We start from the raw sequence: 14,429 nt of genomic DNA, 5'->3' as shown, positions 1-14,429 counted from the left end.
GATGGTCATGGATCTGCTCTGGAAACTGCTGATCAGCAACGCGGCGATCGCCGGCGGACTGTTTGTTATCGTGCTGTTAATCCGCCGATGGATCAAAAACCCGGCACTGCTGCACATGCTGCTGGTGCTCGTGCTGATCAAACTGATTACCCCGGCCGTCTGGCAGCCGCAGGTTGCCTTACTTTCACCCGGCACCAGTTCGAGCGTCTCGCCGGTCGAAAAAACCCCGGTGACAGATGGCACTGGTCTGCTTGCTGAAAATAAGTCCAACGCCAACACAGAACTGAATGCTTTCAATTCTCTGCGAAAGCGAATGCAAGAGACCAGCAAAGGCTCGTCTCCTGCTACGATTACTGAAACTGTATCCAATACCTCGACAGCTCAGGCTACGACAGAGATCCCAGTAAGCAAGCCAGCTTGGTATTTGAGACTGGCTGCCGCTTTCACAGCCCGTGGATGGACCTGGGCAACATCGTTATTTCTGATCTGGACTATCGGGACAGCAGTCTGCTGTTTCATTGCAGCGTTGCGTATCTTTCGTTTCCAACGACTGCTGAAGCTCGCACGGCCTGCCTCCGAAGCACTGCAGCAACGGGCCGGGGCACTGGGCACGCGCATCGGTCTCAAGTCGGCCCCACAGGTTGTGTTGCTTCCGGGAGCGATCTCTCCCCTGCTCTGGGCGTTCTGTTGCAGAGCACAGATTATCCTGCCGGAACGACTGCTTGCAGAACTGGATGAAGCAGAACAAGACACGCTGCTCCTGCATGAGCTGGCGCATTACCGTCGCGGCGATCACTGGGTGCGTCTGATTGAACTTGCCACCACGGCGCTGTACTGGTTGTATCCGGTCGTATGGTGGGTGCGTCGAGAAATCCGTCTGACCGAAGAGGCGTGTTGTGATGCCTGGGTTATCCAGACAGAACCGGACAAACGGCGGGCATATGCAGAGGTGCTCGTCAAAGCGACCGGCTTCGTTTCCCAGGCGCAACGCATTCCCATCGCCACCGGCATGGGATCAGCCCGGATTCTGGAACAGCGTCTGACTTCGATTATGTGTAATACATTAAAGCACCAGGTTTCGCGGCGGGGAAAATTTCTGCTGGCTACAATCGCTCTGCTGTTATTATCGCTGGCCCCCCTGCCGGGTACTTCGCAGGCGGAGACCAAAGTAGCAGAGAAACCGGACCAGTTGCCGAGTGTGGAAGAAATTCTGAACGGTTACCGGGACAACTTCCAGCGTTTGTTACCGCTGGAGATGACTTACCGGATCACGGCGCAGGAGAATATGAACTGCATCACGCGGGACCGCCAGAGCCTGAAAGCACTCAAACATATTCAGAATGCCGATCGGAATGAGGTCAAGTTTGGTGACAAGGTCTTGAGTGAGCAAGAGTTCCAGATGATGGTTGACTACTCGATTCCTCAACAGGAAATGTTTCTACAAAGCCAGTTGACCAAGGAAGCGGTTCAGAAACGGATGAGCGAAACAGTGATGGATCAACGTTACTTCTGGACTGACGGACGGGCCTTTCATCAACGACGTCCTTATCAGTTACAACAGAAGAACTATAACTTAGAACAAGGACCGGTCTGGCCGGCGGAGAATTTAAATCAGCATTATAACCAGATCGAGCTGATCTCGTGGTCCGATCAGAACCAGCCTCCTTTGCGGCGCTGGTACGGCAGGAAGAAGCGCCAGCAATTTCCGCAGGGTGAAATCGGCAACGAACTGAAGCAGATCTCCAACCTGAAGACGACTGCGCCGCTGGGGCTCAAAGAGTATCAGTGGGCAGAAAAGTTGTCGGAATACAGTCTGGATGCCTGTCTGACAAAGCCGCCACACCGGTATCGTGTTGTGGGACGGGAAAACCGGGACGGCAGAACGTTGATCCTCGTGGAGTACCTGAACGAACCGCATGAGCAGAGCCCGGAGAAACGCTGGCGGATGCGCGCCTGGGTCGACCCTGCCCAGGGTTATCTCCCCTTACGGATCGAATGGGGGTATGTCGACCAGGAGCACCGGCTCGCCTGGGGTTTGAGCCAGCATGCAGAGGTGTTGCAGGTCAAACAGGTTGACGGCAGCTTTTATCCGACACGTATCAAATACCAGGAATACACGTCTGACGTCCGTAAAGAACAGGAGCAATACGAGAAACTGAAGCCGGAAAACCGCCTACTGAAGAACTTTCCAGTCGTCCCTATGGTTCCCGGGCGGAGTACCATCTGGGAGGCTCTCGACATCCAGCCGCATCAGCAAATCCCCCCTGAGACACTGGCACTGCGATTTCCAGAGGGGACCGTGTATGAAAACCTGCTTGATGGCCAGAATTATGTTGCCGGTACGGAAGAGCCACTGCCCGAACCGCCCAGGCCTCCCGAGATGCTACCTCTTTTCGCGCAGGCTCCTCCCCTGCAGGTCGTAGAATGGCTGGACGGCAACCAGCATCAACTGCACGACTTCGAGGGTAAAGTGGTCGCACTGTTATTTATCAGTGGCATAGAAGAAGGAGATTATTCCGAAATTCCTCCCGATGCGCAAGAGCAGTTTTCCATGATGTTAAAATTAATGAAAGCTTTCCATACAAAGTATTCCAAGCAAGGAGTGGTCTTTGTCGAGATTCATTCGCCAGGCACGACCAAAGAAGCAATTCGTACCTTTCATCAGTTTCGCAAATTCGAGACACTGGCTGCGATCGATCAGGGCGATCTGCGTAGTGGCATTACTAACATCAAGTTTAATGGGAGCAGCAGAGACCTGAGTCTGTTTCTGATCGGGCGTGACGGCACAATCGCCATGAACCAGAGCCTGCTGGAAGGAGACCATGCCGAACTTTATTATCATCGCGCTGCTCATAAACTTTCGATCCCACTGAAGTTCAACCAGAGCCCTTCCATGGAAGAAGGGATGCGGATTGTGGAATTCATGATCAGCGAACAGATCGATTACGCACTGGCCGGGAAAAAATTCCCTTTCCGGATTCCTGTCGAAGAATGATGCCTGCCCGAGATTATCAAGGGGCTGAATTAGCCAGTTTCTTCCGCACCAGTTTCGACTGTTCGTCATTCAGAATTTCCCAGCAGGCCAGGCCGTTGCCGACGAGGTTGAAATCGTCGAACTGCCAGACGATCTTGCGGTTCTCGTCGAGTTCCAGGATCTGTGGATTCTCGGGGCCGGCGTGGCAGTTGCCGATGACCAGATTGCCGTTGTCGAGTTCCTGCAGACAGGTGGTCCATTGGAGGGCCACATCCGTGCCCGGCACGCGTTCCTTGACTTCCCAGATGGTCCGTTTGTCGGGGGTGACTTCGCGGACGCTGTGACCGCTGCCCGAGGCGATCAGTGTGTTCCCGTTCTCAAGCCGCAGAGCGCCGTAGACGCGGGTACCGATCGGATATTCCCAGATGATTTTCCCGTCGCGATCATATTCAAGCACCACGCCAGGCTGTTCTGAACAGACCAGGTAGGTTCCCGCGGGAGTGATCCGCATCAGCCGCGTGGATTGTGTGCCCCCTTTCTTCAAAGGGAACTGGTGCACGAGCTTGCCGTCGCGATCGACTTCGATAATCCGTCCGACTCCACTTTCGACGATTACCGTATTGCCATTGGGCAGGCGTTTGAAGGCGTGCACATCCACCCGCTTCCCGGCGTTGCCGTTACTGCTGGCTGAATCGTATTCCCAGACAATCTCTTTATTGAGATTGATCTCTTTGAGCCCGGTCCAGCTGTCGTGAAACAGGATGTTGCCGTTGGGCAGCAGCTGCACATCGTGATGGCCGGCATGACCTTTGGCAGGCCCCGCGGTTTTGTACGACCAGAGGACTTTACCTTTTGCATCACAGATCGCGAGAAGATCTTTCTGATAGGAAGCGCTCACCAGAACCAGTCGTTCCGCGGAAGCGACTGTGGTGACCATAAGTGTGCAGAGAAGGACGATGAACTGTGCGGCGCGTTTCATGTTCCTGTTATTCCTGATTAACGAATAGAAGTGAGCTCTTTAACCGACAGGCTGAAAGACATCCTTCTCATCATATCAATGAAGGCAGGTCTCTGAAACTGAATTCAGCTTTCGTCAAGAATCATCCCTGATCCCAGCGTTCGATGACAAAGCTGTCGTTGATCTCTTCGATGCGGGACTGCAGAGCCAGCACCCGTTCTTGAGACAGCGCGTGCGTCAGCATGTTGAAGGCGGATTCCGGACAGGGATTGTGAAAGTATTCTTCGGAAGTCTGACGGGGCATCATCGTATCCAGCGGAAAGTTACTGGACCGGACAAACGCGAGCAGGCAGCAGATCAATTGATCATCGTTGAGATCAAACTGCTCAGATCCCAGATGGGGCTCCAGTCGGTACTCCAGCAGGCAGTTCCAGACAATGTGCTGCATTTCTGATTCGGGATGAAACAGATCAACCAGATACGCGGGCAGGAATTTCAGGAACCCTGCATAAGACATTGAGAGCGGCGCTTCGTGATAGCGCGAGATTAAAGCATGATCCACCTGATCCCAGGTTTTGTGAGCATAGTCCCGGAGGATGGCGTCGCCTTCAGCATCGGACGTACGAAGCAGATCGGTGCCATCGACGTGGGTCAGATACTGTTTCGGTGGAAAGGCTTCGCGGATCAGTCGGATCACCGTCTGATCGTAATTCTGTCGCCAGTCCTGATTTTGTAAAAGCATCATATCCTTGACCCTTTATGTGACCAGCGCTTTGAAACACATCTCAGGCGTCTGATTCCATTATACGCCAAAATACACATCAAGCTCTATTTATCTCGTGCAGACGAAATGCTTGCAATCCCAGTTTTTTTTCAGAATGCCGGTAGTTACGAGGAGGGGTTCCCCGTTGATGGTTAATGAAGGGGCCTTTCGCTCAGGCCCTGACAGCATACATTTCATAACCTTTTATATATTTCATATTTAGAGTTCAGAATTATTTCTGTTCGATTTCATCCTCCAACTGATTCTGTCAGGCAGCCCCCATGGAGCACCTGTGAAGGGCACTGATTAAAACGCGTTTCAACAGTATCGGGCCAGCTGTTTTTTATTTCGACACTTTGAGTCCGATAAGGGGGAACCTGCTTATGCGAAACCTCAGTACATTTCTCACTTTGTTTGCGTTGCTGCTGTTTGCCAGCGATGCCTTTGCCCAACGGGGCGGAGGTGGTCGTGGCGGTGGCGGTCCGCGTGGCGGTGGTGGCGGGATGCAGATGGGGCAGGGAGGCGGCCAGTGCCAGAGAGGTGGCGGCGGCGGTGGCGGTGGTGCCGGCGGCGGAAATCAGATGCAGATGATGATGGGGGGCAACCTCACGACGAACCAGTCGACAACGGATGCGGTCGAGATGGTCACCCAGATGATGATGTCGATGGACCGGAACAGGGATGGCATGATTTCGGCCAATGAAGTACCTGCGCCATTACAGAGCCGTTTAAATGGTGCTGATGCAAACGGTGACGGAGTTCTAAACCGACAGGAACAACTGGCAGTGATTGACCGGACCAAAATTCTCAGCGGCAAACCTTATGCAACGGGAATCGGTCTGAATGCGGCCATCTTTCGACAACTCGATCGTAACCGGGACCAGACCATTAGTCGCAACGAAGTACCCCCTTCCCTGCAACGGCTGTTCCGTACTCTGGATTCAAATCAGGATGGGGCTCTCGATTCTGAGGAGCAGACTGCGATTCTGGCTAAAGTTCAGAATCGCTTGAATCCGGGAGCGCAACGTAAGAAGGATCCAGCCTTGTAAATTACTCTCAGCTGTGTGTGAACAGCAAATGTGCCGGGAATCAATTTGAGACATATGGTGTGCTCCTTGGGGGCGACTGCAGCTTCGAGTTCCGAGATCGAGTCTGCAGCCTGCTTTGCCTGTCACAGAGGGGTTCCCGGCACTCTTTTCTTTCTTCTACTCCCTTCTACCAGTGTTCCACTGTGAGTACATCCCATTCAGACGAACAGCGGATTTCCCCAGCGTAAATCTGTTCTATTCTGGATTGTTCTGACAGTCGCTTTTAAGATAGAGTCCTGCGATTCTGCTGACCCGCCGGAACTCTACACCAGCCAGAAGAAAGCGACTCGATGAAAGCTGTTGTGCGTCTGCCATTCCTGGTTTGCCTGCTCTGTTGTACGTTTCCTTCACTGATCTTCTCCCAGGAACCGTCGAGTTCCCTGGAACAACAACTGCAACAGGCCCCCTTAAGCAGGCTGGCACAAGAAGCCCGTCTGCGCGGGAATCCGGAACGAGGTGCACTCGTCTTTTATAAATCAGTCGCCGCCTGCATCAAATGCCACGACAGCGGAGCCAACGCAACACCTCTCGGCCCAGACCTGACCAAGGCAGACAAAAACGTCAGCGATGAATACCTGGTTGAATCGATTCTCTTTCCGTCCCGCAAAATCAAGCAGGGGTTCGAAACGGTTAACATCATCACCAGTGCAGGGAAGCTGATTTCCGGCCTGGTTGCAAAGGACCGTCCCGATGCACTGGTGCTGCGTGATGCAGCCAACCTGGGTCAGGAAATTGTCGTCCCCCAAAATGAGATCGACGAACGGACCAGCGGCAGTAAGTCGATGATGCCCGAGGGACTCGTGGCGACGCTGCACGATCAGGCGGAGTTTTATGACCTGGTCAGCTATGTCTTCGAGATCGCCCGCGGCGGTGCGCAAAGGGCAGCGGAACTCAAACCCTCAGCAGAAGCACTCATCGTCAAAGACGATACTCAAAACCTCGATCATGCAGGAATCATTAAAAGGATGAACCAGCGTGACCTTGTCGAGGGGGAACGTATTTATCACGGTCTGTGCAAGAACTGTCACGGTGTGGACGGCAATACGCCTTCGCTGCCCACCGCCCGGGCCTTTGGAACTCAGCCGCTCAAATTCGGAGCGGATCCCTATCGAATGTTTCTCACGCTCTCAAAAGGAAACGGTCTGATGGGCCCGATGCAGCATCTGAGCCCCAAAGAACGCTATCAGGTCGTGCATTACATCCGCGAAAAATTCATAAAGCCGAGCAATCCCGCCTATCAACGTGTGACGCCTGACTATCTCAAGCAGCTCCCCCCGGGGACGGAATCGGGGGAATTCGATCTGAAAATCGAACGCGACTTCGGGCCGGCTCTCGCTTCGCAGCTTTCCCGAATCACCACCAGCGCGTTGACCGTCAAACTGAATGCAGAGACGACCATCTCCTATGATTTGCATACATTGAATCAAGCGGGACTCTGGCAGGGCGGATTTCTCAATTTGAGTGAAACCCAACATATCCGGGGGCGTGGCGAAGGAGTTCCTGAACCAGAGGGCAAGCAACTCGCCGGACTGGCTGGCTGGCAGTGGGGTCATGAAGGAACGCTCGATTATCCTCGTGAGCAATTACGCCCCCGTGGACCGCTGCCCGCTGAGTGGATGCGATATCATGGTCACTATGTGCATGGAAATCAGCTGGTACTTTCATATGCCATCGATGACCGGGAAATCCTGGAACTTCCCCAGGCGATCCCAGGCAAAACCGCGGTCCGGCATAGCCTGCGAATCGGTCCCGGGAAGGCACTGGTTCTGGCTACGGCTGCACCACAGATTCCTGATGCTTTTACCGGAGTCTTTGTTCCTGGAAATCAGCTTTCTCCAGAAAACGAACGGGACGCAAAGGGAGCTATGGCCTTCTGTAATCAGTTGGGGGAGGACCAGGCCGGGAGATTTACGGTATGCGCAGTTCGTGGAGACACCAGAGGGATGATCTGGAGTGTCGACGACAAACAACGCTTCGTGCTTTCGATTCCCGCGGATCAGGCATCACGGCTGATTGAAATCACCCGTGTCACCGGTACAGGGAAAGCAGAGGACGCTTCGGCACAAATCCTGTTCCGGGAAGCGGAGCAGACAGAAGTGACCGATCCCCGGTCCCTGATTCAGGGAGGCAAAGCCAACTGGCCCGATGTCCTGACCACCGTCGGTTATCCGGGGTTGGAGACGGGCGCTTATGCTCTGGATACGATCACCATTCCTCGTGAAACGCCTTGGAATACGTGGTTTCGGACTTCGGCCCTGGATTTCTTTCAGGACGGACGGATGGTGGTTTCCACACATGGGGGTGATATCTGGATCGTCTCCGGTCTCGATGAAGGTCTCCTGAATTTGAAATGGAAACGCTTCGCGGGAGGACTCTACGAACCCTTCGGCATCAAGGTGGTCGATGGTCTGATTTATGTGACCTGTAAAGATCGATTGACGCGACTGCACGATCTGAACCAGGACGGCGAAGCCGATTTCTATGAGAGTTTTTCCGCAGACACGGACGTATCACGGTTCTTCCACTCTTTCAACTTCGATCTGCAGACCGATTCGCAAGGTAATTTCTATTACACGAAGTGTGGTCAATACACGAGCTATGCTTTGCCGGGGGCGGTGATCAAAGTCTCCCCCGATGGCAAGCAGCGGGACGTTGTCTGTACCGGCTTTCGCACGCCCAACGGGATGGGCATGCTGCCCGATGATCGGATGACCGTGAGTGACAACCAGGGAAACTGGATTCCCGCTTCGAAGATCAGCCTCGTCAAGCCGGGTGGCTTTTATGGGTACGTCCAGACTCATGCAGGTGGGAAGAACTGGGCCCCTGATGGAGGGCGGATCGATCATCATAAGGTGATTCGCCCGAAAACATTCGATCAACCGTTGATCTGGATGCCCCAGGACTACGACAATTCCTCAGGAGGCCAGCTATGGGTAGATGATCCCCGCTGGGGACCGCTGTCAGGGCGTCTGTTGCACACCAGCTTTGGAAAGGGCTGGATGTATTATCTGATGCTGCAGGATTTCGAAGATGTGAGCCAGGCGGCGATCATTAAGCTCCCCTTTCACTTCAGTACGGGTATCCATCGGGCCCGCATCAACCCGGCAGACGGTCAGGTTTATGCAGTTGGGCTGGATGGCTGGAACGGCGGGGGACGCAGAGGTCTCCGCGACCAGGGGATTCAGAGGTTGCGATACACGGGCAAGCCTTTATCAATGGTGACGGACTGCCAGGTGGAAGCGGACGGACTGCGGATCGATTTTAATTTCCCCCTCGATCCGAAGAGTGCTACGGATCTCAAATCCTACTTTGCCGAGCAGTGGAATTACCACTGGCGACCGGAATACGGTTCAGACATGTTTTCTCCTGCGACCGACCGTCCCGGGAAAGAGAAGCTGAACATATCGGGTACCCTGCTCTCCGCGGACGGGAAGAGCGTGAAACTAATGGTGCCTAATCTGAAACCAGTGAATCAGGTACATCTCAAGTTGAATCTCATATCGAAGTCAGGTGAACCATTTGCTGAAGAGATTTACTGGACGATCAATCGGGTGCCCAAGCCTTAACTCCGGTTACTGCTTGCGATCCACTTTGGAGTGCGATGCGCCGCTATCCTCTAGCTTACCAAACATGATGCGTTCTTTGCGACTCGGCGAATGATCTCCCTGAGTGACTGCCAGCCAGATTGCTCCGTCGTACTCACAAAAAGTGGGATACTGGAACGAGTGAGGCGTCTCAAAACGGTATTTGCGTTCCCAGTTTTTCCCGTCTCGTGAAATATCGATATTGAAGACACTCCGCGTGACGCCATCGACTTTTGTGGCTTCCTGCCAGCCGAGGTAATAAGTATCGCCAAACCGATCGAAAGTCGGTTTGGAATTCGTCCCATCAGAAACGAATGGCAGCTGTTTACCGACACTCCACGTTCGACCGTCCGGGCTGGTGGTAAAATAGTAATTCCGCTTGCCGCCATCATTGCGACAGATTGCCATCCAGGAGCCGTCCGGCAGACGATTCACCGCAGACTCACTGAGTGCGACTGACTGTGGTTCGTTATAGTGCCCGATGATTTCAAACGTATCACCGTCTGGATTGACCTTCGCCAGCGCGTTCTGTTTGCCTGGAAAATTATTAATCGCGACATAGGTCTGGCCGTCGAACTCTTTAAACGAATCAAACAGATAGAGTCCGAAATCTTTCGCTTTCTTCTCGAATCCCTGTGACGCCGCATCTGCGTGAAAATACCGGGGCTGCATCTCGAAGGTTCCCGCGGCGGTCTTCACTTTTGCTTTGTGGATGGTATCAGCGAAGCTCTGCGTTTGCAGGTTAAAATCGCGATACCAGGTTTGTGCCTGTCGTTTGCCTGGTTGCTCGCTGGCGAAGTAGCAACGCAACGTGTGCTTATTCAACTGTAGAATGCGGGGCACAAAACAGGCGCCCACGGGCAGTGTGGCATTCTGAAATACCTGTTCGCTGCGAGCGAAGGGTATGACTTTCTCAAGCGTTAAGGTCTTGAGGTTGACGATCGACAGGGCACAGTAGATTTCCGGCCAGCCTGCACTTTCCCCGGCACGGGTGTCGTTGACTTCAGCCACGATATAAGCACGATTGCCGGTCAGCACCATTTCAGCATCGTGGGCTCCTTTGACTTCTTTGCCAGTCACGGTCACCAGACATTCCATCACCTGATTACCTGCCTGAACAGGGTCCCATTTCTGCCGGATCAGGGTGGTGACAGGCTCCGCTGCGATGAGAAACGTATAACTGCATAGATTGAGGATCAGAAATGAGAGTGCGTATTTCATATTGATGTCATTCGAGCGACAGAAGAGACTGATTGGGAATTCAAAGAATTTTTATTGAGCCGGTTTACCGTTACGCCGATCAAAGTGAAACGGATTGGATTTGTCCTGCGTGACAGTGATCTTCAATGGCGGAGCAATGCCCCCCTGGTCGACCTGCACACGCAAGATATTTCTGGCTGCATAAGGTCGATCATAAATCCAGACGTGTCCATCGCCGTGGATGTAGAGGATAGGCTTCTGGAACTTCAGGGCTTCTTCAGTGAATGGTTCGAAAAATTCGTTGTGGTTTTTGGCTGGTTTGGCATGCCCCATCAGAACCAGACTGCTGACTTCCTTACCGAAACGGCGCAGATTGTGGCGGACCCAAGCCAGATCGTCTGCGTGGCGCTGCTTCCATTCCGCAGCGTCCTGCACGCGACCACCGACAAGATTTAAACCAATAAACAGCACGCCCCCTTTCACAAACGAAAAGTTCTCTTCCCGTTCGAGCTGTCGGAAGACCGGAAGTGTGTGCTGCCAGCGACGATCAAACCGCATAAAGTACTTGTTCCATAACTGCCAGGCCTGCTCTGGATTGCTGCAATCGTTCCACTCGTTGTCACCCGGAATAATAAATACGGGCTTCACGGACTGTCTGAGCATGCCGAATACTTTTTTGTAAACAGCCTCGTCGCAGGGAGTCTTACCGGTCTTGATATCACCGAGATGTATCACAAACTCAGCATCTTCGGGAATGTCAGCAATCTGCTGTGGCAGGTGTTTATCTTCTGCCGGCTTGTAGGGAACATCACCCATCACATAGAAGGTGACCGGCCCCGCGGCGTGATCGTCTGGCTCCGGTTGGAGATCCTGCCCCACGGCGGACGAACTGATCAACGACAGCAACAGGATTCCCAGGGACAGTATCTTATATGGCATCGGAGGTGTTCCTCAGCGGGGTGCAAATGAATTTCGAGCAGGGTATCAAAATACCTGACTGCAGCTGAAAAGTCACCTCTGGAGCTCTGACAAAAAACCTGCACACTTGCGAGTGATTCATTTCTTGATCAAATCATAATATTCAATCACCTGATTGAGATCAGGAGGCTCGCAGCGGAGTGCAATATGACCATCGGGGCGGATCAGTAACAGGCTGGGATCGATGATCCCCAGTTTTGCATGTACGCTACCTGTTTCATCAATTAACCATTTGACCCGAGTAGAATCTGTCTGTTCGAGTTTTATCGGCGATGTTGTGGAGATGACAACGCAGGTATCACCGGGCTGCAGAACGGATGCGAGATCAGCGGCATTGGGTGCTTCTATCTCATCCGTGGCCAGCCAGAGGAGCAGATGACCGGTTGATCTCAACAAATCGAACAATGTGAGTGTTGCGGCTGTCTGGGGATGTAACAATGGGCCGGCTTCGGGTAGACAGTCGCCGGGTCGGGGGCCGAGCCAGTTCTGTTGTGCGGTTGCTCCAGAGGTATGATAGCCGCGGACCAGGGGACTGTCGCGATAGTGAAAGCTGATTTCGGTTTCGCCTCGGCTGCCTGCAGTTGTCCCCGGACGGGGAGCAGCATGGCACACAAGGCACGCTTGACCCGTTCGACGGCCGCTGGTTCGTCGGGGATCGTGCGTAATTCTTCGGCAACGTCCCCCGAGGCACCAACCGCGTTGGCAATGGGGCGGCGTTCGAGCTCGTAGCTGTTCAGCAGACCATCGCCGGCTTCTCCCCTGATGACGTGCGCCAGTTTCCAGCCCAGGTTGAAGGAGTCCTGAATGCCCGTATTCATGCCATGCCCTTCAATGGGACTGCAGGCATGTGCGGCATCACCTGCGAGGAGCACCCGGCTGGAACGGTAATGGGCACTCAACTGGCGAAAGGTGTGATAGAGCATCGGCTGATCCGGATTCTGCAAACGGGTTCCGGGAGAGATTGAAGCCAGCCCCGCGTCGATCTGTTCCAGCAGATTGTCTGTCTGGGTTTCATCGAAAACCCGGAAATAGATTCGCCAGCGATTGCCTGGCATGGGAACCGGATTCAGGGCAGGCGCGTCGATCTGAATCGCGGCCCGGTCCGGTTCGTGTTGCCAATTGGGAAGATATCCGTCGACGACGCCCCAGCGGGCCGGGTACTGATGACCGGAGACAGCCACTCCAATCGATTCCCGGACACGACTGTGAATACTATCGGTGCCGACCAGCCAGTCGGCTGTGACGGTTTTCTCAACTCCCTCGGCTGATTTGAGGGAGGCGGTCACTCCAGTGTCGGACTGATTCAACCCGTCCAATGACCAGCCTCGAGAGCCCCGGCCTCCCAGGCTTTCCAGTCGCGTGGTGAGAATTTCTTCGGTTTCATTCTCAGCGAGATTCAGGTCATAGGGATGGCGGCACTCCAGACTTTCAAAACTGGTCTGTGCGACGATTTTTCCAAAGGCGAAGATATTAAAGCCCCGCATGATGTGACCGCGTGCGAGAAATTCGTCGATGGTGCCCATGCTCTCGAAACATTCCAGCGAGCGACTGTGAATCACGGTGGCCCGGTCAAAGGGGAGCGGTGCGGGATTGCGGTCGATGAGCAGACACTCAACGTTCCGCCGCACGAGTTCGATGGCTAGCGAGAGGCCCGTCGGTCCGGCTCCGACAATCAAAACCGGCGTATGTGATGGTAGTGTCTGCGAGTGACTCACAATCTGTTCCTCTGCTGCATCTGGGATTTGCCTCAACCGGACCTGACAGTTTTACGGAAACCAGTTTAGCAGTTCTACAGCCGGAATCTGCGTTTAATTCGATTTTTTCGCGACGGCCTGTTGCATGGCCTGTAGAGACTCGCGGGCGAACTGTTTCTGTTTGCTGCGGACATAGGGGTAGGCAATTTTAGAGAGCAGCGTGTTTGGTCGAGAAAACGCATAGAGATCGTACCAGACGGAATCATCATCGGGGTGCCATTCTACCTGGAAACGTTCTTCGCCACACTCGGCGTGGACGGGAAGCGTGCCGTAGGCAAATGCGAAGCGGGTGAAGGGCTCTGTTTCTTCCAGTACGTAAACGATCCGACAGGCATTCAGAACCCAGATTCCGAGCACATGTGCCAGTGCGGCGACGGTCTGTCCCGCGGCCGGCGGTGCGTCGGGGCGATGCAGATACAGCCAGTCAAAGCGATAATGCTGCCAGTCCGCCAGGGCCTGTTTTGCCTGTTCATAGACTGCTGCCCCCTGCCCCAGTCGGATGCGATTGTGATCGACGCGGAATCCAGCAGGGGGCGACTGATTGCGGGTGGCCTCCCGATGAGGATAGGTAAACTCCTGCTGTGCCTGTGATTCGATAAACTGGAGTATCTGCAAGGAGTCGGGCTTTCGGATCAGTAGCTGCATCTCAAGAAGTCCGGCGTAAGAATTAATTCCTGTGAGTCACCAGAGTTTGTTACAATTCTGCTGATTCATTTTGAAAGGGTGTTCCATGAATCGATCTGATCATTCTGCAGACAGAGATAAATCTAATATAAGCACCACATTCCCCTGGCAGATTATAGCATTCTGGTCTGGAGGATTACTACTGGCGACTCTGATCGGTGGTGCTTTCGTGTTGTTCGGACTCCCCTATCTACTGAGGCCCCTCTTTCCTCGAGGGCGGTTTATGGTTTACCTGTTTCGTCTGCTGCCCCTGCTGTTCATCAGCATCTGGGGAGGGGGAATCTACATGGCCTATCGTAAGCATCGCTCATCCAGAATCACAGTCTCTCTCATCCTCGTCAGTGCCGTCGTTCTATTTACTTCTCCCGTGTGGGGTTACCTGTTAGTCCTGATGCTTGCCGGTGGATGGAACGTAAAATGAACTCACCTGAAAAACAAAACAAACG

At 53.7% G+C, this 14,429-nt stretch carries 11 protein-coding genes; 4 read left to right on the top strand and 7 right to left on the bottom strand.

Features of this window, described 5'->3' with window-relative positions:
- Positions 1 to 7 precede the first annotated feature (7 nt).
- Positions 8 to 2,995, top strand: a complete 2,988-nt coding sequence (locus RID21_RS29225) for a M56 family metallopeptidase (RefSeq protein WP_350195152.1) — start codon at positions 8 to 10, stop codon at positions 2,993 to 2,995.
- Between the two features lie 16 nt (positions 2,996 to 3,011).
- Here RID21_RS29225 and RID21_RS29220 read toward each other — a convergent pair whose 3' ends face one another.
- Both RID21_RS29220 and RID21_RS29215 read right to left on the bottom strand, forming a co-directional pair.
- Positions 3,012 to 3,953 carry an outer membrane protein assembly factor BamB family protein gene (locus tag RID21_RS29220; protein WP_350195150.1) on the bottom strand — a complete coding sequence of 314 codons (942 nt, stop codon included), beginning with the start codon at positions 3,951 to 3,953 and terminating at the stop codon, positions 3,012 to 3,014.
- 121 nt (positions 3,954 to 4,074) lie between these two features.
- A complete protein-coding gene (locus RID21_RS29215) occupies positions 4,075 to 4,677 on the bottom strand; it encodes a hypothetical protein (protein WP_350195148.1) in 603 nt (200 codons plus the stop codon).
- Between the two features lie 401 nt (positions 4,678 to 5,078).
- Between RID21_RS29215 and RID21_RS29210 the strand changes: the two genes are divergently transcribed.
- Both RID21_RS29210 and RID21_RS29205 read left to right on the top strand, forming a co-directional pair.
- A complete protein-coding gene (locus RID21_RS29210; RefSeq protein ID WP_350195146.1) occupies positions 5,079 to 5,744 on the top strand; it encodes an EF-hand domain-containing protein in 666 nt (221 codons plus the stop codon).
- Between the two features lie 329 nt (positions 5,745 to 6,073).
- Complete coding sequence (locus RID21_RS29205; protein ID WP_350195144.1) at positions 6,074 to 9,349, top strand: DUF6797 domain-containing protein; 3,276 nt, start codon at positions 6,074 to 6,076, stop codon at positions 9,347 to 9,349.
- A 6-nt stretch (positions 9,350 to 9,355) separates the two neighbouring features.
- Here RID21_RS29205 and RID21_RS29200 read toward each other — a convergent pair whose 3' ends face one another.
- The 5 genes from RID21_RS29200 to RID21_RS29180 all read right to left on the bottom strand — a co-directional run bounded on the left by RID21_RS29200 (position 9,356) and on the right by RID21_RS29180 (position 13,944).
- The gene (locus tag RID21_RS29200; RefSeq protein ID WP_350195142.1) at positions 9,356 to 10,588 is read right to left on the bottom strand and encodes a sialidase family protein; all 1,233 of its coding nucleotides are present in this window, start codon (positions 10,586 to 10,588) and stop codon (positions 9,356 to 9,358) included.
- A gap of 51 nt (positions 10,589 to 10,639) precedes the next feature.
- Positions 10,640 to 11,506 carry a metallophosphoesterase gene (locus RID21_RS29195; RefSeq protein WP_350195140.1) on the bottom strand — a complete coding sequence of 289 codons (867 nt, stop codon included), beginning with the start codon at positions 11,504 to 11,506 and terminating at the stop codon, positions 10,640 to 10,642.
- A gap of 117 nt (positions 11,507 to 11,623) precedes the next feature.
- Positions 11,624 to 11,938 carry a hypothetical protein gene (locus tag RID21_RS29190; RefSeq protein WP_350195138.1) on the bottom strand — a complete coding sequence of 105 codons (315 nt, stop codon included), beginning with the start codon at positions 11,936 to 11,938 and terminating at the stop codon, positions 11,624 to 11,626.
- Positions 11,935 to 13,260 carry an FAD-dependent monooxygenase gene (locus tag RID21_RS29185; protein ID WP_350195136.1) on the bottom strand — a complete coding sequence of 442 codons (1,326 nt, stop codon included), beginning with the start codon at positions 13,258 to 13,260 and terminating at the stop codon, positions 11,935 to 11,937. Before RID21_RS29185 ends, RID21_RS29190 begins: the two co-directional genes overlap by 4 nt.
- A gap of 93 nt (positions 13,261 to 13,353) precedes the next feature.
- Positions 13,354 to 13,944, bottom strand: coding sequence for a DUF1990 domain-containing protein (locus tag RID21_RS29180; protein ID WP_350195134.1), 591 nt, complete (start codon positions 13,942 to 13,944; stop codon positions 13,354 to 13,356).
- Between the two features lie 85 nt (positions 13,945 to 14,029).
- Here RID21_RS29180 and RID21_RS29175 point away from each other — a divergent pair, with 85 nt between their 5' ends.
- Positions 14,030 to 14,404, top strand: a complete 375-nt coding sequence (locus tag RID21_RS29175; protein WP_350195132.1) for a hypothetical protein — start codon at positions 14,030 to 14,032, stop codon at positions 14,402 to 14,404.
- Positions 14,405 to 14,429: the final 25 nt, after the last annotated feature.

Source organism: Gimesia sp. (assembly GCF_040219335.1).
GTDB lineage: Bacteria > Planctomycetota > Planctomycetia > Planctomycetales > Planctomycetaceae > Gimesia.
The sequence above is the reverse complement of the archived record's forward strand: the minus strand, read 5'-3'. Positions and strand labels throughout refer to the sequence as shown.